This window comes from Mesorhizobium sp. GW821-FHT07A06 (assembly GCF_059419085.1).
Genome location: NZ_JBWKRC010000007.1, coordinates 216,167 through 240,785 on the forward strand (window position 1 = coordinate 216,167; position 24,619 = coordinate 240,785).

Here is a 24,619-nt window from a genome sequence, read left to right on the forward strand (position 1 = left end):
CCGGTAACAGGCGTCGCACCTGATCCGGCTTGCCGGGGGAAATGCGGGGGAAACAATGACTTACGGCCTGATCCTGGCATTAGTGTTCGGCTATCTCCTGGGCTCGATCCCATTCGGCTTGCTGCTGACCCGTGCCGCCGGCCTCGGTGACGTGCGCAAGATCGGCTCGGGCAACATCGGCGCCACCAACGTGCTGCGCACCGGCAACAAGGGCCTGGCCGCCGCGACCCTGCTGCTTGATGCGCTGAAGGGCACGGCGGCCGTGCTGATTGCAGGCCATTTTGCGCCCGAAACGGCGGTCTGGGCCGGCCTCGGCGCCTTTCTCGGCCACCTCTTCCCGGTCTGGCTGGGCTTCAAGGGCGGCAAGGGCGTCGCGACTTATCTCGGTGTGCTGATCGGCCTTGCCTGGCAGGTGGCGCTGATCTTCGCCGCCGTCTGGCTGGTGATGGCCTTCCTGTTTCGCTTCTCCTCGCTGGCGGCTCTGACGGCGGCCGTCGTTGTGCCCGTTGCTCTCTATTTCATGAGCGCACCGCAAACAGCCGTCCTGTTCGTGGTGATGAGCATCATCGTCTTCATCAAGCACAGGGCGAACATTTCGCGGCTGCTTGCCGGCACCGAGGGCAAGATCGGAGCCAAGGGATGAGCGAGCCGGCCGCCGGGCCGCGCCTCAGCGACCGGCAGCGGCTGAGCTGGCTGCGGCTGATCCGCACTCAGAATGTCGGCCCCGCGTCCTTTCGCGACCTGATCAACCGCTTCGGTTCCGCCGAAGTGGCGCTGGAGATCTTGCCGGAACTGATGATTTCGGGCGGCGCCAGCCGGATCGCCCGCATTCCCTCGATCGCCGAAGCCGAAGCCGAGCTGGAGGCAGCTCGCAAGGCTGGCGCGCGTTTTGTCGGCATCGGCGAGCCAGACTATCCATCCTTGCTGAGAACTATGGATAATCCTCCCCCGCTTTTGGCGGTCAAGGGCAATGCCGCTGTGTTCCGGTTGCCGGGGGTTGCCATCGTCGGCGCCCGTAACGCATCGCTGGCCGGCATAAAGATGGCGCGCAAGTTGGCGACCGATCTTGGCGGCGACGGCTACGGCATCATCTCCGGCCTGGCGCGCGGCATCGACACGGCGGCACACCAGGGCAGTCTGGCGACCGGCACGGTGGGTGTGCTCGCCGGGGGCCTCGACCTGCCCTACCCGCCTGAAAATGCAGGCCTTTGCGAGGAGATCGCCGCGCGTGGCGCCATCATCTCAGAAATGCCATTCGGCTGGCAGCCGCGCGCCCAGGATTTTCCACGCCGCAACCGGCTCGTCGCGGGGGCTGCCCTTGGGCTGGTGGTGGTCGAGGCGGCGCAGCGTTCAGGCTCGCTGATCAGCGCCAGGCTTGCCGGCGAAATGGGCAGGCTGGTCTTTGCCGTGCCCGGCTCCCCGCTTGATCCGCGCGCCGCAGGCTGCAACGGCCTGCTCAAGGACGGCGCCACGCTGGTTACCGAAGCATCGGATATTTCCAGGGCGATCGCACCGCTGACCGGGATGCGGGCGCCTGATGTGCCGCCGTTTGAGGACCCGCCCGACTTTTCGGCCACCCCGCCGCCCGGGGAAAGTGACCGCGCCCGCGTCACCGAGGCGCTCGGCCCGACGCCGGTGTCGGTCGACGAAGTCATCCGCCACACCGGCCTGCACCCGGCTCAGGTTTTCATGGTATTGCTGGAACTCGACCTTGCCGGTCGGCTCGAACGCCATGCCGGCGGCAATGTTTCGCTGGTTTTCGGGAACGGTTGAGCGCAACGATCAATGGTGCTTGCCGCCCTTCTCCACGGTCTCGGCATAATCCGTTGTGTTGGCTCCAAACAAATCGCTCTCGACAGCCTTGCGCCAGACTGCGTCGGCATCTTCGGGACGCAACGGCTGAGCTGCCGTGTTGACGTCACGGCTTTGCGGCTCAGAGCGCCGCCGCAGCCAGGCGGGCATGATTTCCCGGATGAGGCTGGTCAGTTGGGTCATTGCAAACTCCTTCAATGCGCGGGAACCGCTTGCGTGCAATCCGGTTCATTTGGCCATTGCGGCTAGCGTGCCCACGGTCTCGCGTCTGCTCATCCCGTCCAGCCAGGCCAAGGCCGCATCTACCCCGGCCAGCGCAAAAGGTGCCGCTGTCGATCCATAGGGCTTTATGCGTACCGAGATGCCGTCCAATTCGTTGACAACCTCGAACCCGTTCTCGTCTGAAGTATCATCGCCGAGGAACACCGGTCGGCGCCCCCTGAAAGCCGGAATTTGCATGAAGCGTCTGATGGCTGCTCCTTTCGCCGCCTCCAGCGGCATCAGTTCCACACCGGCATTTCCGGCCAAGACCCGATATCCCGCAGGCAACTTGTCCAGCGCCTGTTCGACCAACTGCGTCGCGCGCTGCAGCAAATGCGGCGCCGCGCGTGTATGAATGGCCAGGATCGGACCCTTGCGTTCGATGTAGACGTCCGCATTGTCCAGTTCCGTCGCGATTTCTTTGGCAAGCGCTGCAATGTCGGCCGGTTCGACGGCCGCTTCGACCGGACCATCGCGCGCCAGCCTGTGCTCGAGGCCATAAAGCCCGGCGGCGCGCAATCTGAGGGGTTGGAAGAGATGGTCGACGGCGGCGATCGACCGTCCCGTGATGAAAGCCAATGCTCCGTCCAATTGCGCTTCGAGCTGTGTCAACAGCATGCGCAACTCTTCACTGACAACCACCGCATCAGGATGCGCGGCATGTTCGAGAAGCGTGCCATCGATATCGAGGAACAGGCTCCATGGACCTTTCGGGACGACGGGTTCTGGCAAGTTTGGCGACATCGACATCACAGCGCCGCCACGCGTCTGCGATCAAGCAGCGATATCACATTGCCAGGGGGTGCCGGAGCGATGCCGACGGCACGATCGACCGCATCACGCTTGCGCAAGCGCGCGGCATCGAGAAGCATGCTGCCCGCCCACCGATAGACATTGTTGTCGCGCACGATCTCGCGCATACGCCGCATGCGCTGGAGTTGCTCGTCCTCGGACATGGTCAGGGCCTGCAGCAAGGCGTCGCCCATCATCGCCGCGTCATAGGGATTTACGATCAGCGCCTCCAGCAGTTCCTTGGAGGCGCCCGCGAACATGCTGAGCAGCAGCACCCCTCGTTCATCCTCACGCGCCGCGACAAACTCCTTGGCGACCAGGTTCATGCCGTCATGCAGGCTGGTCACCGTGCAGACATCGGCCGCACGGTAGATTTCGTAGACCTGTTCTTGCGAGTGATGTTCCGTCACCATCAGAACGGGTGTGTAGCCTTCGCGACCATGGCGCTGGTTAATATCATCCGCGTGACGCAGGCACTCCTCATACAATTGTTGATAGGCTGGAAGAGTGCCGCGGCTGGGCGCCGCGATCTGCAGGAACGCCACCTTGCCGATCCATTCCGGATGGAGCGTCAGCAGTTCATCGAGTGCATTGAAGCGATCGAGGATACCCTTTGTATAGTCGAGACGTTCGACGCCCACGCACAGTTTGACATGTTCGGCCAGGCCGAATTTCTCGCGAACCTGCCTACGGCATTGCGCCACATCAGGCAGTTTTGCCAGTTGCGCCGGCGGCCATTCGATCGAGATCGGATAGGCATGAACCAGGCTGATCTGGCCGCCATAGGAGATAGCCGAGTCCTCGCGCTCGATCCTGCTCTCCAGGAAACGGTCGACGCTGTCGATGAAGTTGTTGCAATGAAACTGGGTGTGAAAGCCAACGATCGAACTGCCGAGCAGGCCCTCGAGAATCTTCTCGCGCCACGGGCAGATGCTGAACACCTCCGAATTGGGCCACGGAATATGCCAGAAGGTGATGATGATCGCCTCGGGCAGGCGTTCCCGGATCATCCGCGGCAGCAACGCGAAATGGTAGTCCTGGACCAGCACGATCGGCCGCTCGTTGCGGGCTTCCGCCACGACGGTGTCGGCGAACTTGCGGTTGACCGCCTCATAGGCTTCCCAATCCGAGGCGCGGAATATGGGCCGGGTGAACGCGATATGGCATAGCGGCCAGAGGCCTTCATTGGCAAAGCCGAGGTAATAACCTTGCTGTTCTTCCTCGCTCAGCCAGACGCGGCGCAGCGTATAGGAAGGATTGTCGGGCGGCACCTCGATCCGATCGTTCTTGTCGACCACCAGCGCGTCGACCGAACCGCCGCCATAGGCTATCCACGTGCCCGCACAGGCGCGCGTGATCGGTTCCAGGGCGGAGACCAGGCCACTGGCGGGTACGACCAGTTGGATGTCGTCGCCCTCGCGGTTGTGGATATATGGCTCGCGATTTGAGACGACGATCACCTGGGCATCGGGAAGTTCGGTTGCCAGGATATGACGCAGAGTTTCGGGTGACCACTGCACCAGTGCCGCGGCCGCCGACTGCCCATTTTTCTCGAATTCCGGCAAAGGGCTGCGAGCGGCTTCAACCGCGGCGGCAATCCTGCCACCCTTGCGCGTCCGCACTTTCATCGTCACCAGCACAACAGCCAGGACGACGACAACTGCAAGAATGAAGATCCACAACGCGAATACGGGAACGGCCATGTACGAACTGTTGTCGGGCATTGAAATCGATTACCTTTCAATGGGATGCCGAAACAACTGCATCTAATGGAGCTTCGGCGCCCATAGCGTGGTGGTCAAACGTCCATGGCGCATGATGGTTCCGATTTTTCAGCTCCTGACCACGAGCGGCACAAGCCCCTCATGCGGCTCCGCAAGGAAGGCACCGACGCGATCTCCCACGCGCTGGAACGTCAGATCCACCGCCGCTCGCCCCACCGAAAGATGGCGAATGACGAGGCTGTCGATGCCGATCGGCAGGCGCGGCCGGGTCACATGGATCTCGCCTGTCCAGCCATCGATCTGAAGGCCAAGGCACGACTGCATGAGCATGAAGGCGGAGCCGGCGGACCAGGCTTGCGGCAGGCAAGCCACCGGATAGGCAATCGGCGCTTCGCCGGCCGCGCGCGTGAAGCCGCAAAAGAGTTCCGGCAGCCGCATGTTGAAATGAACGGCGGATTCGAAGGTGCCGCTCATCAGCCGCACAACGCTGTCGCGAATGCCGTATCGCGCAAGTCCGGCTGCGCAGATCGCCGTGTCGTGCGGCCAGATGGATCCGTTGTGATAGGACATCGGATTGAAGAAGATCGCGTCGTCCGCCAGCGTCCGCAGCCCCCAGCCGGAATGGAACGAGGCCGACAGCAACTGGTCGGCGACCATGCGCGCTCGATCCGGTTCGGGAAGGCCGACATAGAGCAGGTGACCGGCATTGGATGTGCGCACCTTGCACGGTTGGCCGTCGCCATCCAGCGCCAGTGCATAGTAGCCAAGCTCCTCGATCCAGAAATGGCGCTCGACTTTTTGGCGAATGGCGTCGGCGCGTATTTCCCAGCCTTCCGCCCGTTCCGCTTCGCCACGCAGCCGTGCCAGTCTCGCCAGGCCTTGGAATGCCGCAAAGACATAACCCTGCACCTCGACCAGCGCGATCGGCCCTTTCGGGATGCGGCCGTCGGCGTGGAAGACGGAATCGAAACTGTCTTTCCATCCCTGGTTGGCAAGGCCGGATTCCGCGGCACGCTGGTAGGTGAGGAATCCCGTCGAACGGCTCGCCGTCTCGATCCACTCAGCCGCGGCGCACAGTGAGGGCCACAGCTCATCGATGAAGGCCGTGTCTCCCGTGCGGTCCGCATAGGCGCAGGCAAGATGGATATAGAGCGGCGTGGTGTCGACGCCGCCATAATAGCGCCCGAACGGCAGTTCGCTGAGCGCCACCATCTCGCCCTTGCGCGTCTCATGCATGATTTTGCCGGGTTCGGAATCGCTGAAAGGAGAGGTCTCGGTCGCCTGGTGCTGGGCGAGAAACGCCAGAACGCCGCGCGCCAGGCCAGGATTGAGCCAAAGCATCTGCAAGGCTGAGATCACGCCATCGCGACCAAAGGCGGTGGAGAACCAGGGAATGCCGGCATAAGGATAAGGCCCGGTCGCCAGTTCCGTGGTGAGCAGCGCGACATCGGCGCGAGCCCGCGCCATCCAGTCATTGAAAACGCGGCCCGAACTGTGCAGCGTCACGCCATGCCGGCGTTTGGCACGCATGCCGAAGCGAGCACGGGCGGCGGCAGCGCGAAACCGCTGGCTTTCGGGACTGGCATCCGTCTCGTTGCCCACTTCCACGTAAAGCGTCTGGCTGCTGCGCTTGGTGACGGCGATGACGAAATCCGCCCGCTCCGACGTCAGTTGATCGGGCGTCTGCGAAAATGAAATCGCCGATGTCCGCACCACGCTGTCCAGGCCTTCGTAGCGGAGCACGACCGCGCTCCTGGCGATCTCGGCCGTGTGGGCGGTTCCGCGCTTCGAGCGGGTCGAGCCACGAACTTCGAACATATCGCGAAAATCGGCCGCAAAACGCAGCGACAGCAGGATCGTCGAATGCTCCCGGCTGTAGTTGGACAGCGTTATGCGCTCATACAGCCTTTCCTCCCACAGCAACCGGACCCGCTCGATATGGATAGCGCCTTGCGGTATCTGGCGACCCGCGGCGCTCTCGATCGGGAGATTGGTGAGGTTGGCGGTGAACAGCACATTGTCCTGGCTGAGCGACGCGCCAAGCAACGACGTCGACCGCCCGCCAACGGTGAGGCGAAATTCGGAAAGCACGCGCGTGTCGTCGCGGAAGAACCCGTCGCCGACACCGCGTATGTCGCCATAGGCGTCGGCTACGGCGAAGCAGTCACCATGCTTCAGCGCGAAGAGACGATGCGGCTCCCTGGGCGCGGTTTCGTCCAGGGAAGCCAGTGCTATGGCAGGATCAAGCTTGCGCTCGTCGAGATGGGTTATGGTCAAAAGATCGTCCCGTGCTGGTTTCGAACGGGTGAAGGCCTACGAAGCTCTGCTTTGCTCATGGCCGTTGTTCAGCCGCGAATAGGCCGCGACATAGTCCCTGGCCATCCTGTCGGCTGAAAACCGCCTTTCGAACACCGATCTTATGCGCCGCCTGTCGAGTTGCAGGAGAGCCGGCATCGTGGCGACGGCATCTTCGATTGTTTCGACGACGAAGCCGGTAACCCCATGGTCGATGATCTCGGGCATGGCGCCGCAACTCCAGGCCATGACCGGGGTTCCGCACGCCATGGCCTCGATCACGGCAAGGCCGAAGGGTTCGGGCCAATCAATGGGAAACAAGAGGGCGGCCGCGTTGCCAAGAAATGCGCTCTTCTGGTCCTCGCCAATCTCGCCGACATATTCGACCCTGTCGCCATCGATCATCGGCTGGACGACTTCCTCGAAATAGGCGCGATCGCCATCGCCGACCTTGGCCGCAAGCTTGAGTTTCAGCCCGGTGCGGCGGGCGATCTCTATCGCCCGGTCCGGACGCTTGTCGCGCGACATCCTGCCGAGAAAGGCGAGATAGCCGCCGTCCGCACCTGCCTCGAAATCGGGCGCGTAGAGATCGACGGGCAATCCGTGATGAATCGTCGCCAGCCAGTTCGCGGACGCGAACCGCGCCCTCTGGCTGCGGGATATGGAAATCATAGGAAACCGTGGAAACCGGTCGTAGGCTTGTGCGAGGTCGGCGTAATCCAACCTGCCATGCGGCGTCGTCACCGTACGTTGCGGCATCTCTCGGAAGAACGGGAAATGCAGGAAATGGCTGAGATGGAAGTGGATGACGTCGAAATCGTCGGCCCGCTTCCTCACTTCGTCGAGCATCGATAGATGCGCCGCGATCTCGGATTTCAGTGGACGCGGATCAAGGCGAAGCGCCCGCTCGCGACATGGCACGAGCCTGGCGGAGGTCTTCGTGTCGCCACTGGCGAACAATGTGACATCGTGGCCGAGCGCGACGAGAGCCTCGGTCAGGTAGGAAATGATGCGCTCGGTGCCGCCATAGAGCCTTGGCGGCACGGATTCGTATAGTGGCGCGACGTGGGCGATCTTCATGGCCCGGCCTTCCCTCGATGAGCTGGTGATGCAGCGGAAATGCCTCAGCCGCGGGATCGTTCCGCCTCATTCATAGATGCGTCAAATGGTCGGGAGCATTTGATGTTCGATCGAGCCGCCCTATTTCATTTTGGCTGCCGAGTTGCACTAGCTTAAGGAGGCCTAAGTGCAGGAGCCCAGGGATATCGCGGCTCGACGCCTGAGCATGATCATCGAGCAATATGTCGAGGCCAGGAAACGGCGTTATGGCTTCGTATCGACGGATCAGGCTGCCAGGGTGATCCGCAGGATGCTGAAACCAGCTGACCCAGCCCTGTCCGATCGCAAGCTCGACGACATGGTCGCCGCACTCGCGGTGAAGAACGGCCTGGCGGTGGTCTTCGATCGCGGCGCCAGGGGACCGGCTGATAGCGCCGAGGCGGACCTGAACAGAAAGGAACCGACCATGCGCGCACCAACGGAGACTCCGGATGTTGCCGGCGCGGTGGATGCCATTCTGGGCACTCAGACCGCTGCGCTTTCCCAAACCACCCCACTTTCGATGAGCACCGTGATCTCACTGCTGCGCGAGCGGACCGGCACCACCCGATCGGACGCGGATCTGGAAGGGCTGATCGCCAAGAAGGCCGCCGTCCTGGACGTGCATCTGTCGCGGAACGGCTGAGCGGTCGTTGCGCATTCCTGCGGTGCGGCTCAAAGGTCTGACTGGTCGTTGAAAAGTCTGGCTCGCGGACGTTCTTTTCCGGTTGACCGGTCGAGGCACTCTCCCTATGTTCCGCGCAATTTCGAGGGCCGCCTTTCTAGCCCGCGGGAGCGCGTAGCTCAGCCGGTAGAGCAACTGACTTTTAATCAGTAGGTCATGGGTTCGAATCCCATCGCGCTCACCATTCGCTCAACAAAAAAACCCTGCCATTATAATTCCCTGCCCACTTCGGTCACGAGCCGCAAGCTCTTGGCGAAGCAAAGGCACAGCCTTCCCGCAGCATTAGCAGCCTCCCGCAGACATAAAGGCGCAGCCCTCCCGCCGACACGAGTACAACCCGGAGAAACATTACAAATCAGCAACTTGGGATTTGGCGAGGAACCTTCGCCCATATCACCCGTTGTCTCGCCACAAGGGACGTCAATCACCCTTTCGAAGGAGAAGACCATGAATAAGATCGTAACGGGTATACTGGCGACCACACTTTCGGCTTCGTTTGCCGCGGCTGCTGTGCCTGCCAATGCAGCGCAGATGTTTGTGCCGCAGGCGGCACCGGCTTCGAGCGATGTGCAGACGGTCGATTACAAGCCGTGGATGAACAACCGTCACTTCAACCGCAATTTCGGCAATCGCCATTTCAACGGTAATCGCAACTTTGCTCGCAACAACGACGGCGGCGGCTATTGGAATGGCCATCGCGGCTATCGCGAATACCATCGCGGCTATCGCCGCCACGGCGATTATTGGTTCCCGCTGGCAGCCTTCGCGACCGGCGCGCTGATCACGGGTGCGATCGTCAACAGCGAGAACCACCGCGTATACGAGGGCAATTCCCATGTGCAGTGGTGCTACGACCACTACCGCAGCTACCGGGCTTCGGACAACACCTTCCAGCCGAATTACGGCCCGAGGCGGGAATGCCGTTCCCCTTATTGATCCAAGCGTGTTGGTGTAACTGAAAAGTGCTGAGTAAAGTCCGCGCCGGCAACGGCGCGGACATCTCGTCGATTGGTCAAGACGAACAGTTTTCGCATCACCTTGCCCACTCGATTGTCTTAAGCATCAGATAAAGACCCCCGCCGTCACTGCCGGGGCATCGATAGATCCCCAACCCGTTGCAGATTCGGGACATCACCGCGCTAAGTTCCCAACCAAGCGCTTCCAGTTGATCGTCCTCATCCGTCACATAGGATTGGGCGAGTTCGTCAATGCTATTCATCTCTCCGAAGGATCGAACCTGCTTCGCATCGCTAAGGAGCCGGTCGGGCAAGTTTGAATTTGCCCAAGCCCAGAGCCAGTTACTTGCCCTGGCACTCGTGGTACCGGCAATCTGAATCTCGGCGACAACCTTGACGGCTCCGTCCTGCGAGAACAAAAGCCTACCGATCGTCAGATCGTAGTCGTAACGTGACCAGTGGCCGAGACGAAACTCCTTCGCCAACATGGCATTCCTGGCGGTTAGCTGTTTAAAAGCCTCGTCGCGCCAAGCATCATACCAGTCTGGCTGCATATCCCCACCCCAAGCCGTTCTGAGGCGGCTGTTATGGCACGCTCAGCGTTCGGCGAACAGCATCGCGCCAGCCCGCCAGCTTCGCGGATCGTGTCGAAGCGTCCATCTCCGGCTTGAACCGCCGCTCGAGCGCCCAGCCCTTGGCAAACTCCTTCGCCTTCGGCCAAACCCCTGCTTTCGAGCCGGCGAGCCACGCCGCACCCAGCGCGGTCGTCTCGAGGATGGTCGGGCGGTCGACGGGCGCGTCGAGTATGTCGGCCAGGCGCTGCATCGTCCAGTCCGACGCCACCATGCCGCCGTCGACCCGGAGAACCGTTTTGGCTGAAGTCCCCTTCCAGTCCTTGCGCATGGCGTCGAGCAGGTCGCGGGTCTGGTAGGCGACGGATTCGAGTGCGGCCCGCGCAAATCCCGCCGGGCCGGAATTACGTGTCAGCCCGAAAATGGCGCCGCGCGCATCCGCGTCCCAATGCGGCGCGCCAAGACCGACGAAAGCCGGCACCAGGTAGACATTCTGCGTCGGGTCGGCCTCGGCGGCCAATTGCCCGCTATGCTCGGCCTTGCCGATCACCTTGATGCCGTCGCGCAGCCATTGCACGGCCGCCCCGGCAATGAAGATCGAACCCTCCAGCGCGTAGGTGGTCTTGCCGTTCAGCCGGTAGGCAATGGTGGTCAAAAGCCGGTTTCTCGAACGCACCAGATCGCTGCCGGTGTTGAGCAGCGCAAAACAGCCGGTGCCATAGGTGGATTTCATCATGCCCGGCTCGAAGCAGGCCTGGCCGATGGTCGCGGCATGCTGGTCGCCGGCCACTCCGAGGATTCTTATCTCGGCGCCGAACAGATTCTTCTCGGTCGCTCCATAGTCATCGGCGCAATCCTTGACCTCGGGCAGCATTTTTGCCGGGATGTTGAGAATGGCCAGCAATTCGTCGTCCCAGGCGTTTTCCGCGATGTTGTAGACCAGCGTGCGCGAGGCGTTGGTGGCATCGGTGGCGTGGACCTTGCCACCGGTCAGCCGCCAGATCAGAAAGCTGTCGATGGTGCCGGCCAGCAACTCGCCCTTCTCGGCGCGCTTCCTCGCCCCTTTCACCTTGTCGAGCATCCAGGCGATCTTGGTGCCGGAAAAATAAGGATCGAGCAGCAGCCCGGTCTTGCGCGTGAATTTCTTTTCCAGCCCCTGCTTCTTCAGCTTCTGACACAGCGGCGCGGTGCGGCGATCCTGCCAAACGATCGCATTGTGGATCGGCTTGCCCGTCGCCCTGTCCCAGATGACGACGGTCTCACGCTGGTTGGTGATACCGATAGCGGCAACGTCGGATGCCTCACGGCCAGCGGCCTTCAGCGCGGCCTTCATGGTCGTCACGACACTTGCCCAGATCTCCTCCGGGTCATGTTCAACCCAGCCGGAGGCAGGATAGTGCTGGGTGAATTCCTCCTGCCCGCTGCCCACGACTTTCATCTGGGCATCGAACAGGATCGCCCGGGTCGACGTCGTTCCCTGGTCGATTGCCAGCACAAAACCGTTCATTCAACATCCTCCGCCTTGACGCAAAGAAGGGAGACGGCAACGCGCCGCCTCCCCCAATTTCACACGGGCGTGAACGCCCGCATAGACAGTCCTACTTCTGCCAGCTCTTGACCAGTTCGTCGTAGTTGATGGTCTGCGGCTTTTCCTTCTCGGTCTCGATCTTGAGCTGAGGAGCGATATTGCCCGCCTTGGCCGCGTCAGCGTTCCAGTAGGCGAGATCGTGTTCCTCGGCGAGCTTCGGCCCGATGTCGCCCTGGACGCCGGACTTCTCGATGCGGCCCATGACCTTTTCCTGCTCGGCACAGAGCGAGTCCATCGCTTCCTGGGCCGACTTGGCGCCCGACGACGCGTCACCGATCGCCTGCCACCACAGCTGCGCCAGCTTCGGATAGTCCGGCACATTGGTGCCGGTCGGCGACCACTGCACGCGGGCCGGCGAGCGATAGAACTCGATCAGGCCGCCGAGCTTCGGCGCACGTTCGGTGAAGCTCTTGTCGTGAATGGTGGAGTCGCGGATGAAGGTGAGGCCGACATGGCTCTTCTTCACGTCCACGGACTTCGAGGTCACGAACTGGGCGTAGAGCCAGGCAGCCTTCGCCCGGTCTTCAGGCGTCGACTTCATCAGCGTCCACGAACCGACGTCCTGGTAGCCGAGCTTCATGCCGTCCTTCCAGTAGACGCCATGCGGCGACGGCGCCATGCGCCACTTCGGCGTACCGTCGTCATTCATCACCGGCAGGCCGGGCTTGACCATGTCGGCGGTGAAGGCGGTGTACCAGAAGATCTGCTGGGCGATGTTGCCCTGCGCCGGAACCGGACCCGATTCGGAGAAGGTCATGCCTTGCGCTTCCTGCGGCGCATAGGCTTTCAGCCAGTCGAGGTATTTCTGGATCGAATAGACCGCCGCCGGGCCGTTGGTGTCGCCGCCGCGCGCCGTGCAGGAGCCGACCGGCTGCGATTTCTCGTTGACCTTGATGCCCCATTCGTCGACCGGCAGGCCGTTCGGGATGCCCTTGTCGCCGTTACCGGCCATCGACAGCCAGGCGTCGGTGAAGCGCCAGCCCAGCGAGGGATCCTTCTTGCCGTAGTCCATGTGGCCATAGACCTTCTTGCCGCCGACATCGCGGCCGGTGAAGAATTCCGCGATGTCCTCATAGGCCGACCAGTTGACCGGCACGCCGAGGTCGTAGCCGTACTTGGCCTTGAAATCGGCCTTGTTCTTCTCGTCGTTGAACCAGTCGTAACGGAACCAGTAGAGGTTGGCGAACTGCTGGTCGGGAAGCTGGTAGAGCTTCTTGTCCGGCGCAGTGGTGAAGGAGGAGCCGATGAAATCCTTCAGATCGAGGCCCGGATTGGTTACATCCTTGCCTTCATTGGCCATCCAGTCGGTCAGGTTGCGCACCTGCTGATAGCGCCAATGGGTGCCGATCAGGTCGGAGTCGTTGACCCAGCCGTCATAAAGGTTCTGGCCGGTCTGCATCTGGGTCTGGATCTTCTCGACGACGTCGCCCTCCTGGATGACGTCATGCGTGACCTTGATGCCGGTGATGGCGGCGAAGGCCGGAGCCAGCACCTGCGACTCGTACTGGTGCGTCGTCAGCGTTTCCGACACGACCTTGATTTCCATGCCGGCAAACGGCTTGGCGGCGTCGATAAACCACTGCATCTCTTTTTCTTGATCGGCGCGTGATAGAGATGAAACGTCGCCTATCTCCTTGTCCAAAAAGGCTTTTGCCTCATCCATGCCGGCATAGGCGTTGCCCACACCGAGCAATAGCACAAGGGCAGTCGTTGATGTTAGGAATTGCCGTCGCATTGTGTTTCCTCCACTTTTCAAGGTTCAAGTGCGATCTGGAGCGGTCGCCAGCACGCGGCCGCTCCAACAGTTTCCCCCTCTATACGTAGCGGAACACGCCGATGGCGTAGACCACGGAGAGAGCGAGAGCCCACCACAGGCTGGGCCCAATCAGACCCAGCCAAGCGAGATGGATAAAGGCGCTGCCAAGCAGCGAAACGAAGAGGCGATCGCCGCGCGTCGTCTCGAAGCGCAGCACGCCGACACGCGGATTGCCGCCGGGCGACGCGTATTCCCAGACCCCCATGCCGACCAGCAGCAGCGCGATGACGATGAAGAAGGCGGCCGTCGGCCAGGTCCATGCCATCCAGGAGAAGTCGAGATTCATGGTCAAACCCTCCCCAGGGCAAAGCCCTTGGCGATGTAGTTTCGCACAAACCAGATCACGAGCGCGCCGGGGATCAGCGTCAGCACACCGGCGGCGGCCAGCAGCCCCCAGTCCATGCCCGATGCCGACACTGTGCGGGTCATGGTCGCCGCGATGGGTTTGGCGTCGGTCGTGGTCAGTGTGCGGGCGATCAGCAGTTCGACCCACGAGAACATGAAGCAGAAGAAGCAGGCGACACCGATGCCGCTGGCGATCAGCGGCATGAATATCTTTATGAAGAAGCGCGGGAAGGAATAGCCATCGATATAGGCGGTCTCGTCGATCTCCTTCGGCACCCCGGACATGAAGCCTTCGAGGATCCACACCGCCAGCGGCACGTTGAACAGGCAGTGCGCCAGCGCCACCGCGATATGCGTGTCGATCAGGCCGAACGCGGAGTAGAGCTGGAAGAACGGCAACGCGAACACCGCCGGCGGCGCCATGCGGTTGGTGAGCAGCCAGAAGAACAGATGCTTGTCGCCAAGGAAGCGGTAGCGCGAGAAGGCGTAGGCCGCCGGCAAGGCCACGGACACCGAAATCACCATGTTCATGACGACATAGGTGATCGAGTTGATATAGCCGGAATACCAGGCCTTCTGCGTGAAGATCGTGACATAGTTGGCGATGGTTGGCGCGTGCGGATAGAGCGTCAGCGAATTGACGATCTCCGCATTGGTCTTGAAGCTCATATTGATGAGCCAGTAGATCGGCAGCAACAGCACGAAGATGTAGAGCGTCGGCACGATCCACCACCAGCGCGATTCCTCGCCGCGGCGGCGCATGCGCCTGTCGAGTTCGCTCTGCGACAGCGAACTGGCCAGACCTTCCGCGGCGGCTGCCCCGTTCATCGCATTGCGCTCGGTTCGTTCATTGGCGCCGGCCATCTCAGCGCTCCGCGTCGTAATTGGTCATCACGGTGTAGAACACCCATGACAACAAAAGGATGATGAGGAAGTAGACCAGCGACATGGCGGCCGCCGGACCGAGGTCGAACTGGCCGAGCGCCGTCTTGACCAGGTCGATCGACAGGAAAGTCGTCGAGTTGCCCGGCCCGCCGCCGGTGACGACGAAAGGCTCGGTATAGATCATGAAACTGTCCATGAAGCGCAGCAGCACCGCGATCAAAAGCACCCGCTGCATCTTCGGCAGTTGGATGTAGCGGAACACCGCCCAGCGCGACGCGCCGTCGATCTTGGCCGCCTGGTAGAAGGCGTCCGGGATAGAGACCAGACCGGCATAGCAGAGCAGCACGACGAGGCTCGTCCAGTGCCAGACATCCATGACGATGATCGTCACCCAGGCGTCGAACGGATCCTGCACGTAATTGTAGTCGATGCCGAGCGCATTGACGTAGTAGCCGAGCAGGCCAATATCGTTGCGCCCGAACACCTGCCAGATGGTGCCGACGACGTTCCACGGCACCAGCAGCGGCAGCGCCATCAGCACCAGGCAGACCGGCACCCCCCAGCCCTTCTTCGGCATGTTGAGCGCGATGAAGATGCCAAGCGGCACCTGGATGGCGAGGATGATGAAGGAGAAGATGAGGTTGCGGCTCATCGCCTCCCAGAAGCGGCTGGAATGCAGCAGTTCCTCGAACCACTCCGTGCCGGCCCAGAAGAAGACGTTGTTGCCGAACGTGTCCTGCACCGAATAATTGACGACGGTCATCAGCGGGATGACGGCCGAGAACGCCACCAGCACCAGCACCGGCAGCACCAGGAACCAGGCCTTGTTGTTCCAGGTCTTGTCCATCTATGCCCCCATCTCGACACGCCAGGAATCGGCATAGATGTTGATGCCCGCAGGCTCGAACCGCACCTTCGGTTCGGCCGGAACGGCCTCGTCCTCGCCGATGACGGCGGCGATGTCGCGCCCCTCCAATTTGGCGCGCACCACCTTGTGACGACCCAGATCCTCGACCTTGCTGATTGAAACAGCCATGCCGTCGCGGCCGAGACGCACATATTCGGGACGGATGCCGAGTTCGACGGCACCGCCGGCCGCTTTGGGTGCGCCCGGCAATTCGATCCGCTGGGAGCCGAGCGTCGCCGTCTTGCCGTCGATCGCCACCGGCATGACGTTCATGCCGGGCGAGCCGATGAAATAGCCAACAAAAGTGTGGCGCGGCCGCTCGAAGAGTTCCGCCGGCGTGCCGATCTGGACGATACCGCCATCATACATGACCACAACCTGGTCGGCGAAGGTCAACGCCTCGGTCTGGTCATGGGTGACGTAGACCATGGTGTAGCCGAAGCGCCGATGCAGCTGCTTCAACTGCGAGCGCAGCACCCATTTCATGTGCGGGTCGATGACCGTCAGCGGCTCGTCGAACAGGATGGCGTTGACATCGGAGCGCACCAGCCCGCGGCCGAGCGAGATCTTCTGCTTCTGGTCGGCGGTCAGGCCCCTCGCCTTCTTCTTCGCCCACGACGCCAGGTCGATCATCTCCAGCGTCTCGCGCACCTTGCGGTCGACATCGGCCTCCGGCACGCCGCGATTGCGCAGCGGGAAGGCCAGATTGTCGTAGACGGTCATGGTGTCGTAGATGACCGGGAACTGGAACACCTGCGCGATGTTGCGCTCCTGCGTCGACAGATTGGTCACGTCCCTGCCGTTGAACAGCAACTGGCCGTGCGAGGGATGAAGCAGCCCCGAAATGATGTTGAGAAGCGTGGTCTTGCCGCAGCCGGACGGGCCGAGCAGCGCATAGGCGCCACCATCCTCGAAAGTGTGGTGCACTTCCCGCAGCGCGAAATCGGCATCCTTCCGCGGGTTCGGCAGGTAGGAATGCCTGACATGGTTGACGTCGATGCGCGCCATATCGCCCTCCTCAAGCCGCAAGCTTCGGCGCGGCCACGGCGCGGCCGTACTCGTCGAAGACCATGATGTGTCGCGGGTCGATGAACACCTCGACCACCGCGTCGGTCTCGAAATCGCGGATGCCGTGCGCCAGCATCACCCAGCGCACATCGGCGAAATCGAGATGGATGAAGCTCTCGGACCCGGTAATCTCGGTGATGGTGACCTTTGCCCGCACCGGCACCGCCGAGGCATTGGGCCGTTCGAGTGAAAGATGGTGCGGCTGGAAGCCGATCGTGTAGTTGCCGTCGGCGATGCCGACGAGTTCGGATGGCACCGGCAGCTTCACCCCGCCTTCGAGCAGGAAGTCGGCGCCTTTCTTGGCCAGCACGATGGTGTTGAGCGGCGGATCGGCGAAGGTCCTGGCCGTCACCAGGTCGACCGGCCTGCGGAAGACGTCGATTGTCGGCCCGAACTGGGTGATGCGGCCTTCCGACAGCGTAGCCGTGTTGCCGCCGAGCAGCAGCGCCTCGTGCGGCTCCGTGGTGGCATAGACGAAGATGGTGCCGGCGGCGGCAAAAATCCTCGGCAGTTCGGCCCGCAACTCCTCGCGCAGCTTGTAGTCGAGATTGGCGAGTGGTTCGTCGAGCAGCACCAGGCTGGCATTCTTGACGATGGCGCGCGCCAGCGCCGTGCGCTGCTGCTGGCCGCCCGACAGGTTGAGCGGTGTGCGGTCGAGATAGGGCGTCAGCTTGAGAAGCGCGGCGGCCTCGCGCACCTGGCTGTCGATCTTGCCGTGCTCGACGCCGGCCACCCTCAGAGGCGAGGCGATGTTCTCATAGACAGTCATCGCCGGATAATTGATGAACTGCTGGTAGACCATGGCGATCTTGCGCTTCTGCACCGGTGTGCCCGTGACATCATGGCCATCGAACCAGACCGAACCGGAGGTCGGCGCATCGAGGCCGGCCATCAGCCGCATCAGGCTGGTCTTGCCGGAAAGCGTCGGTCCAAGCAGCACGTTGAGCGAGCCGTGCTGAAGGGTCAGCGACACGTCGTGTATGTGCTCTACCGCACCGACTGTCTTGGTGACGTTCCTCAGTTCAAGCATGACGCCTCCTCCCAGGCTTTCCGCATCAGCTCAAAATCTCCTCATTCGGCGGCCACGACATGCCGGCGGCTTATGCCGCGCATGAATTCATCGAGGGCCGCGACCTGCTCGCGGGCGAGATGCAGGCCGCGCTTGGTCCGGCGCCACAACACATCCTCGGCGGTGATGGCCCATTCGTTTTCAACGAGATAGCGAACCTCGGCCTCGTAGAGGTCGCCACCGAAATCGCGGCCGAGCTCGGCATTTGACTTGGCAAGTCCGAGCAGAACCTGAGCGCGCGTCCCGTAGAGCCGCGTCAGCCGCCTGGCGAGGCGCGCATCGAGGAATGGATAGGCAGTCTTCAGCTTGGCCACCTGCGCATCGAAACCGGTGGCCGGGAAATCGCCGCCCGGCAGCGGCGCGTCCGACGTCCAGGGCTTGCCGCGCTTGCCGAGAAAACCCTCGATCTTCTCCAGCATCGATTCAGACAGCCGGCGGTAGGTGGTGATCTTGCCGCCGAAAGCATTGACGATCGGCGCTTCGCCCTCGCCGCCTTCGGCCTTCAGCACGTAGTCACGCGTTGCTTCCTGCGCCTTGGAAGCGCCGTCATCATAGAGCGGACGCACCGCCGAATAGGTCCAGACAATATCCGAGCGCTTGACAGGTTGCGCGAAATACTCGCTGGCCGCCGCGCAAAGATAATCGATCTCGGTATCGCTGATCTTCACGTCATGCGGATCGCCGGGATAATCCCGGTCGGTGGTGCCGATCAGCGTGAACTCTTCCTCGTAGGGAATGGCGAAGATGATGCGGCCATCCTTGTTCTGGAAGAAATAGGCGCGCGGATCGTCGAATTTCTTGGCTATGACGATATGGCTGCCCTGCACAAGACGGACATTGTGCACATCGTTCAGGCCGACGACGCCGGAAAGCACGTGATCGACCCATGGTCCGGCGGCATTGACCAGCAGCCGGGCCTTGACCTCCTCGATCTCGCCGTTCTGAAGATTCTGGACCTTGATTGTCCAAAGGCCGTCTTCGCGATGCGCGCCGACAACCTTCGTACGGGTTCGAATTGTCGCGCCACGATCAGCGGCATCGCGTGCGTTGAGCGCCACCAGGCGCGCATCGTTCACCCAGCCGTCGGAATATTCGAAAGCCTTTTTGAACAGCGGCTTCAAAGGCTTTCCCGCCGGGTCGCTCGCCATGTCGAGGGTTCTGGTCGCCGGCAGTAATTTACGGCCACCAATGTGGTCGTAAAGGAACAGGCCGAGCCGGATCAGCCAGGCGGGGCGCAGGCCCTTGGCATACGGCAGCACGAAACGCATCGGCCAGATGATGTGCGGCGCGTTCTTCCACAGAACCTCACGCTCCATCAGCGCCTCGCGCACCAGGCGGAATTCGTAGAATTCGAGGTAACGCAGGCCGCCATGGATCAGCTTGGTCGAACCGGAGGAGGTTCCGGAGGCGAGGTCGTTCATCTCGGCGAGAAAAACCGAAAACCCGCGCCCCACGGCATCGCGGGCTATACCGCAGCCATTGATGCCGCCGCCGATTACGAAAATATCCCGGACTGAAGTTGTGTCCACTTAAAGCCTCCACGATTTCGCATTGCACCATTTTTGGTCTTTTGCGAAACCGTGGCGGAATTATTTCGAACTGATAACGAATGTCAAACGAAATATCACGACATCGTGAGGCGGCCGTGATCAGCCTCAGCCAAGCGACGTCTCGATCAGTTGAACTTCCGCCTCCTGGCAGATCTTGCGTACCGATGCGATGTCGCAACGGTCGGTGATGAAGGTGTTGACCTGTGACAGGTGGCCGATACGCACCGGCGCGGTGCGCTCGAACTTGGTCTGGTCGGAGACCAGGATGACGTGCCTGGCATTGGCAATGATCGCCTGCGCCACCTTCACCTCGCGAAAATCGAAATCGAGCAAGGCGCCGTCGTGGTCGATGGCCGAAGCGCCGATGACGGCGTAGTCGACCTTGAACTGCCGGATGAAATCGACCGCGGCTTCGCCGACGACGCCGCCGTCCGAGCCGCGCACGACACCGCCGGCGATCACCACCTCGATCGAAGGATATATGCGCATCCTGTTGGCAACATTGATGTTATTGGTGATGACCATGAGGCCGCTGTGATCAAGCAACGCCTTGCTGACCGCCTCCGTCGTGGTTCCGATATTGATGAACAGCGAGGCATTGTCGGGAATCAGCCTTGCCGCGGCGCGGCCGATCGCTTCCTTCTCGTCCGCCGCGATCTTGCGCCTCGCCTCATACTCCATGTTCTCGATCCCGGAAGGGAACAAGGCGCCGCCATGGATGCGCGAAAGCAGCCGCTGGTCGCATAGATCGTTGAGATCCTTGCGAATGGTCTGCGGCGTCACATTGAAATGAGTGGCCAGGTCGTCGACCAGCACACGGCCATGGTCCTTGGCCATCTGGATGATCTCGGCATGGCGCGGAGACAGATACATAAGGCAAGCTCCCGTTTTCGTTTTTCTTGTCTATAAACGAAAGCGAAAGCCATGAAAAGGCATAAGCCGGCTAACAGAAATCACCTGATCGCCAAGGCAAAGCCGAAACGCAACGCCATCAAGGCTGGATCGCGCTATTCCTCGCGATTTCGGTGATGACGGCAAAAGCCGCGTCGACGTCACCAGCGGTCGTTTCGAATTGGCCGACCTGGAACCGTATTGCCACCTGGCCGTCGACCCTCGTCTGCGTCAGGTAGATACGGCCGTCGTCGTTGATCGCATTGACCAGCCGCAGATTATGCTCGTCGGCATCAGCGCTTGAAGTCGTTTTGTGCCGGAACGAAAACAGCGACAGCATCGGTTCGCTGACGATCTCGAAATCCGGCTCTCCCGCCAGCCGTGCGGCAAGCCCCTCGCTCCACGCGACATGGTTGCGGATCATGGCGCGCAGGTTTTGCAGCCCGTGGGCGCGCAGCAGGAACCACAATTTCAAGGCGCGGAAGCGCCGGCCGAGCGGCACCGACCATTCGGAATAGTTGATGATGCCGTCACGTCCGTGCGTCTTGAGGAATTCGGGCTTGATCGCCAGCGTACGCACCAGGTCTTCCGGCTGTCGCAAGAACTGGATGGAGCAGTCAAACTGTGCGCCAAGCCATTTGTGCGGGTTGAAGACGACAGAATCCGCGTGTTCGGCTCCGGCCCAGAAATGGCGATACTCCGGGCAGATCATTGCCGACCCGGCCCAGGCGGCATCGACATGCAGATAGAGCCCATGCCGGCGCGCCACACCGGCGATCGCGGCGATATCGTCCGTGCCGCCGATGCTGGTTCCACCGACGCTGCCTATGATGCCGGCGGGCAGCATTCCGGCCGCACGATCAGCGACAATTGCCGCTTCCAGAGCCGCTGTATCCATGGAGCGGAAACGGCCGCTGACAGGAATGCGCACCAAATTGTCCTCGCCGATGCCCGAAACCCATATCGCGCGGTCGATCGAAGTGTGCACCTGATTCGAGGAATAGACGCGCAGCCGTGCCTGCCCGGCCAGGCCCTGTCGGTTGCCTTGCCAATCCAGCGCCCGCTCGCGCATGGTCAGCACGGCATTGAGTGTCGCCGACGAGGCTGAATCCTGGATCACGCCGGAGAACCCCTCGGGCAGGCCGAGCGCCTGGCGCATCCAGTCCACGGTGCGTGTTTCGAGTTCGGTCGCGGCCGGCGACGTCTGCCAAAGCATGCATTGCGCGGCCATTGCCGACACCAGATACTCGGCCACCACCGAGACCGGCGCCGCGTTGGCCGGGAAATAGGCGAAGAAGCGCGGATGCTGCCAATGCGTCATCCCCGGCACGATCTTCTCCTCGAAGTCGGCGAAGATCCTGTCCATCGGTTCGGCGTCTTCGGGCGGAGTGGCTTCGATGCTCCTGAAAATGTCGCCTGGATCGACCAGCGGCCGCACCCGCCGCTCGCGCAATGAATTGCGATAGTCGGCACCCCAGTCGGCGGCACGCTGCGACCATTGCCGGAACTCGTCGGTGTTCATCCTGTCCTCCCGACATGATCGCCGGCACCTTGGTCCGGCTCTCGATTCCACGCTAGTTAACATGCAAAAGATGCAACAGCTGTCGCCTGCCGCGCCGCGCCCCGAAGCGCATTGCATTTGATCGGATCGACGGCGATGCGCTTTGGGTCCTTGTTTTCATGCATGTCGTTCGCCTAGAACCGGGGGCGCTTTGGGCGACATGCATTATCCCGGGAAATCCGGCAGGCTGGCAAAAGCCGTCTTCAACGCATTCGACCAGCCATCGGAGATCGTGCGGTAATACTGGTCGTCCTGACCGATCCGCTTCTTCAGGCCAACCTTGAAAGTATCCTTCTCAAGGAACAGAAGGTCGAGCGGCAAGCCAACCGACAGGTTCGATTTCAGCGTCGAATCGAACGACACCAGGAGCAGCTTCACCGTCTCGGCCAGGCTCATGGTCCGCTCATAGGCGCGAATGATGATCGGCTTGCCGTATTTGGTCTCGCCGATCTGAAAGAACGGCGTGTCGTCGGTCGACTCGATGAAATTGCCCTCGGGATAGATCATGAACAGCCGCGGCGGACTGCCCTTGATCTGTCCGCCAAGGATGAAGGAGGCATTGAAATAGGAATCGGCTTTCTCGCCGGCGGGCGAGGAATGCGCGATCACCTCCTTGACCGTGTCGCCGACCAGCCGCACCGCCTGGTACATGGATGGCGTGTCCAGGAGCTTCTCGTGACGATCGCCGACCGCCTTCGTACGTTCGTCGAGCAGGCTGACCACGGCCTGTGTCGTCGCCAGATTGCCGGCCGACATAAGCACGATGACGCGTTCGCCGGGCTGCTCCCATACATGCATCTTCTTGAAGGTCGAGATCGAATCCATGCCGGCATTGGTGCGCGTGTCCGACATGAACACGAGCCCGCGATCGATCTTCAGGCCGACGCAATAGGTCATGGAATCTCTTCTTGGCACTAATCCTTGCGGGATTACTGCTCCACCGTGACGGTGACCGCAAGCTGTTCTTCCGCCTGCCCCAGCCGAATTCCCGATACCGGCGAGGCATCGCGATAGTCGCGGCCGGTGGCCACCTTCACATAGCGTTCATCGGGAGAAATACCGTTGGCGGGGTCGAAGGCGACCCAGCCGAGGCCCGGGACATGCGCTTCGGCCCAGGCATGGCTTGCCGCTTGTTCGACGGCATCCATCATCAGATATCCGCTGATGTAGCGCGAGGGAAAACCCATGGCGCGCGCGGTGGCGGCAAAGATATGGCTGTGGTCCTGGCAAACCCCGGTTTTCAGCGCCAGCGCCTCTTCAGCCGGTGTCGTCGCATTGGTGGTGCCGGGCGTGTAGGCGACGCGCTCGCCGATCATTGCCATCAGCCGATGCAGCCTCTCGATATCGGTGCCCGCGCCGACCGCTTCGGCAAGATCGCGAATGCCACCGCCTATGGTGGTCAGCGGTGTCTCCTGGGCAAACAACCACAGCGGCGCGAAGCCGTGATGCGGCCCGCTAACGCCTGACGTGTCGCGCGTCACCACCTCGCCAGACGCCTCGACCGTGATGAAGTCATGGTCACCCTCGACGCTCAGCAGTCGGGTATCGTTGCCATAGTGGTCGGTAAATCGCACTTCCTCGCGCGCGCCCTCGACCTTCAGCGCCCATGACAGGACCGTCTGTGTCTGCCCGCTCACCGGAAGCAGCCGCAGCCGCTGCAGCAGATATTGCACCGGCGCGTCGTAACGGTATTCGGTCCGGTGCGTGATCTTGAGCCTCATGGCTTCCTCAATAAAACCGGTAATCCTGCGCGATCTCGTCGCCGAGCCTGGTATTGTCGCGAATGAAGTTGGCCAGGAACTCATGCAGGCCGGCATCAAAAATGTCCTTGATCGACCCTGCCCTCAGCATGGTCTGCGTCTTCTCCGCCGTTGCGTGGCAGGCGTGACGCTCGCCGTAATCGTCGCCGAGGAACTTCAGATGTTCAGACAGGAAGCGGTAGCAGAAAGTCAGCGAACGCGGCATGCGTACGTTGAGGATCAGGTAGTCGGCGATATTGGTCGGCTTGTAGTCGGCGTCGTAGACCCAGCGATAGGAGCGATGCGCCGACACCGAGCGCAGGATCGATTCCCACTGATAGTTGTCGAGCGTCGAGCCGACCCAGGAGATCGACGGCAACAGCACGTAATATTTCACATCGAGGATGCGTGCCGTGTTGTCGGCGCGCTCGACATAGGTGCCGAGTTGCGAGAAATCGAAGATCTCGTTGCGCAGCATGGTGCCGTAGAACGAGCCGCGGATCAGCGCCGTCTCGCGTTTGATCGCGTCGAGGACGCTTGGCAGGTCACGCTCGTCGATCGGCCTGGCCAGCATCCGCTTCAGTGACATCCAGGCTTCGTTGATGCTTTCCCAGGTCTCGCGCGTCAGCGCGGTGCGCACCATGCGGGCATTGTTGCGGGCCGTCTCGATCGACGACATCGTGCTCGACGGGTTCGAGGTGTCGCGCAGCAGGAAATCGGCGACATCGGCCGCCGTATAGTCAGAATACTTCTGCTGGAAGGCGACGTCGGAGCCGGCGCTGAGCAGCACCGAATTCCATTCCTCCGACGCGCTTTGCGTGCGCGTCAGCGCCATGCGCAGCCCGGCATCGACCAGCCGCGCCATGTTTTCGGCCCGCTCTATGTAGCGGTTCATCCAGTAGAGCCCGTTGGCGGTCCGGCCTAAAAGCATGTGAGGCCCTTCGGGCTAGTGAGTACGGAATCGTGAGTAGGGAATAGTAAGCGATTGAATCTCAATGGAATATG

The 24,619-nt window shown here is 61.7% G+C and carries 23 protein-coding genes and 1 tRNA gene; 5 read left to right on the forward strand and 19 right to left on the reverse strand.

Features of this window, described 5'->3' with window-relative positions; translation table 11 throughout:
* The first annotated feature begins 55 nt into the window (after nucleotides 1-55).
* On the forward strand, nucleotides 56-643 hold the full coding sequence (gene plsY, locus AC07SZ_RS22940) for a glycerol-3-phosphate 1-O-acyltransferase PlsY (RefSeq protein WP_056576910.1): 588 nt from the start codon (nucleotides 56-58) through the stop codon (nucleotides 641-643).
* Nucleotides 640-1,773 carry a DNA-processing protein DprA gene (gene dprA, locus AC07SZ_RS22945; RefSeq protein ID WP_494915992.1) on the forward strand — a complete coding sequence of 378 codons (1,134 nt, stop codon included), beginning with the start codon at nucleotides 640-642 and terminating at the stop codon, nucleotides 1,771-1,773. The genes plsY and dprA overlap by 4 nt, the downstream gene beginning before the upstream one ends.
* A 9-nt stretch (nucleotides 1,774-1,782) precedes the next feature.
* Here the strand turns inward: dprA and AC07SZ_RS22950 are convergent, their stop codons facing one another.
* The 5 genes from AC07SZ_RS22950 to AC07SZ_RS22970 form a co-directional block, all read right to left on the reverse strand.
* Nucleotides 1,783-1,995, reverse strand: coding sequence for a hypothetical protein (locus AC07SZ_RS22950; RefSeq protein ID WP_494915994.1), 213 nt, complete (start codon nucleotides 1,993-1,995; stop codon nucleotides 1,783-1,785).
* Nucleotides 1,996-2,040: 45 nt separating this feature from the next.
* Entirely contained in the window at nucleotides 2,041-2,823 is a 783-nt protein-coding gene (gene otsB / locus AC07SZ_RS22955; RefSeq protein ID WP_494915995.1) for a trehalose-phosphatase, read from the reverse strand.
* Complete coding sequence (locus tag AC07SZ_RS22960; RefSeq protein WP_494915997.1) at nucleotides 2,823-4,589, reverse strand: alpha,alpha-trehalose-phosphate synthase (UDP-forming); 1,767 nt, start codon at nucleotides 4,587-4,589, stop codon at nucleotides 2,823-2,825. The genes otsB and AC07SZ_RS22960 overlap by 1 nt, the downstream gene beginning before the upstream one ends.
* A 108-nt stretch (nucleotides 4,590-4,697) precedes the next feature.
* Nucleotides 4,698-6,860, reverse strand: coding sequence for an amylo-alpha-1,6-glucosidase (locus AC07SZ_RS22965; RefSeq protein ID WP_494916092.1), 2,163 nt, complete (start codon nucleotides 6,858-6,860; stop codon nucleotides 4,698-4,700).
* 42 nt (nucleotides 6,861-6,902) lie between these two features.
* The gene (locus AC07SZ_RS22970) at nucleotides 6,903-7,964 is read right to left on the reverse strand and encodes a glycosyltransferase family 4 protein (RefSeq protein WP_056577422.1); all 1,062 of its coding nucleotides are present in this window, start codon (nucleotides 7,962-7,964) and stop codon (nucleotides 6,903-6,905) included.
* A gap of 205 nt (nucleotides 7,965-8,169) precedes the next feature.
* Between AC07SZ_RS22970 and AC07SZ_RS22975 the strand changes: the two genes are divergently transcribed.
* From AC07SZ_RS22975 to AC07SZ_RS22985, 3 genes are all read left to right on the forward strand, one after another.
* Entirely contained in the window at nucleotides 8,170-8,628 is a 459-nt protein-coding gene (locus AC07SZ_RS22975) for a hypothetical protein (protein WP_494915999.1), read from the forward strand.
* A 147-nt stretch (nucleotides 8,629-8,775) separates the two neighbouring features.
* A tRNA-Lys gene (locus AC07SZ_RS22980) sits at nucleotides 8,776-8,851 on the forward strand.
* A gap of 263 nt (nucleotides 8,852-9,114) precedes the next feature.
* On the forward strand, nucleotides 9,115-9,603 hold the full coding sequence (locus tag AC07SZ_RS22985; RefSeq protein ID WP_494916001.1) for a BA14K family protein: 489 nt from the start codon (nucleotides 9,115-9,117) through the stop codon (nucleotides 9,601-9,603).
* Between the two features lie 97 nt (nucleotides 9,604-9,700).
* On the opposite strand, the gene AC07SZ_RS22990 is transcribed toward AC07SZ_RS22985, so the two are convergent.
* The 14 genes from AC07SZ_RS22990 to AC07SZ_RS23055 all read right to left on the reverse strand — a co-directional run bounded on the left by AC07SZ_RS22990 (nucleotide 9,701) and on the right by AC07SZ_RS23055 (nucleotide 24,545).
* Nucleotides 9,701-10,177 carry a DUF6882 domain-containing protein gene (locus AC07SZ_RS22990; RefSeq protein WP_056576888.1) on the reverse strand — a complete coding sequence of 159 codons (477 nt, stop codon included), beginning with the start codon at nucleotides 10,175-10,177 and terminating at the stop codon, nucleotides 9,701-9,703.
* A gap of 31 nt (nucleotides 10,178-10,208) precedes the next feature.
* The gene (gene glpK, locus AC07SZ_RS22995) at nucleotides 10,209-11,702 is read right to left on the reverse strand and encodes a glycerol kinase GlpK (RefSeq protein WP_494916003.1); all 1,494 of its coding nucleotides are present in this window, start codon (nucleotides 11,700-11,702) and stop codon (nucleotides 10,209-10,211) included.
* Between the two features lie 91 nt (nucleotides 11,703-11,793).
* On the reverse strand, nucleotides 11,794-13,518 hold the full coding sequence (locus tag AC07SZ_RS23000; protein WP_494916005.1) for an ABC transporter substrate-binding protein: 1,725 nt from the start codon (nucleotides 13,516-13,518) through the stop codon (nucleotides 11,794-11,796).
* A gap of 79 nt (nucleotides 13,519-13,597) precedes the next feature.
* Nucleotides 13,598-13,885 carry a DUF2160 domain-containing protein gene (locus AC07SZ_RS23005; RefSeq protein WP_056576880.1) on the reverse strand — a complete coding sequence of 96 codons (288 nt, stop codon included), beginning with the start codon at nucleotides 13,883-13,885 and terminating at the stop codon, nucleotides 13,598-13,600.
* Nucleotides 13,886-13,887: 2 nt separating this feature from the next.
* Nucleotides 13,888-14,808, reverse strand: a complete 921-nt coding sequence (locus AC07SZ_RS23010) for a carbohydrate ABC transporter permease (protein WP_056576877.1) — start codon at nucleotides 14,806-14,808, stop codon at nucleotides 13,888-13,890.
* 1 nt (nucleotide 14,809) lies between these two features.
* Complete coding sequence (locus AC07SZ_RS23015) at nucleotides 14,810-15,676, reverse strand: carbohydrate ABC transporter permease (RefSeq protein ID WP_056576874.1); 867 nt, start codon at nucleotides 15,674-15,676, stop codon at nucleotides 14,810-14,812.
* Nucleotides 15,677-16,744, reverse strand: coding sequence for an ABC transporter ATP-binding protein (locus tag AC07SZ_RS23020; protein ID WP_056576872.1), 1,068 nt, complete (start codon nucleotides 16,742-16,744; stop codon nucleotides 15,677-15,679). It abuts the gene before it with no gap.
* Nucleotides 16,745-16,754: 10 nt separating this feature from the next.
* A complete protein-coding gene (locus tag AC07SZ_RS23025; protein ID WP_056576869.1) occupies nucleotides 16,755-17,834 on the reverse strand; it encodes an ABC transporter ATP-binding protein in 1,080 nt (359 codons plus the stop codon).
* A gap of 41 nt (nucleotides 17,835-17,875) precedes the next feature.
* Entirely contained in the window at nucleotides 17,876-19,402 is a 1,527-nt protein-coding gene (glpD, locus tag AC07SZ_RS23030; protein ID WP_494916008.1) for a glycerol-3-phosphate dehydrogenase, read from the reverse strand.
* A gap of 126 nt (nucleotides 19,403-19,528) precedes the next feature.
* A complete protein-coding gene (locus AC07SZ_RS23035) occupies nucleotides 19,529-20,296 on the reverse strand; it encodes a DeoR/GlpR family DNA-binding transcription regulator (RefSeq protein ID WP_172350404.1) in 768 nt (255 codons plus the stop codon).
* 118 nt (nucleotides 20,297-20,414) lie between these two features.
* Nucleotides 20,415-21,836 (reverse strand): pyridoxal phosphate-dependent decarboxylase family protein, encoded by a 1,422-nt coding sequence (locus tag AC07SZ_RS23040; RefSeq protein ID WP_494916009.1) that lies wholly within the window; start codon nucleotides 21,834-21,836, stop codon nucleotides 20,415-20,417.
* Between the two features lie 204 nt (nucleotides 21,837-22,040).
* Entirely contained in the window at nucleotides 22,041-22,772 is a 732-nt protein-coding gene (locus AC07SZ_RS23045; RefSeq protein ID WP_056576858.1) for a proteasome-type protease, read from the reverse strand.
* A gap of 32 nt (nucleotides 22,773-22,804) precedes the next feature.
* Entirely contained in the window at nucleotides 22,805-23,596 is a 792-nt protein-coding gene (locus tag AC07SZ_RS23050; RefSeq protein ID WP_056576855.1) for a transglutaminase family protein, read from the reverse strand.
* Between the two features lie 7 nt (nucleotides 23,597-23,603).
* Nucleotides 23,604-24,545 carry an alpha-E domain-containing protein gene (locus AC07SZ_RS23055; RefSeq protein WP_056576852.1) on the reverse strand — a complete coding sequence of 314 codons (942 nt, stop codon included), beginning with the start codon at nucleotides 24,543-24,545 and terminating at the stop codon, nucleotides 23,604-23,606.
* Nucleotides 24,546-24,619 lie beyond the last annotated feature (74 nt).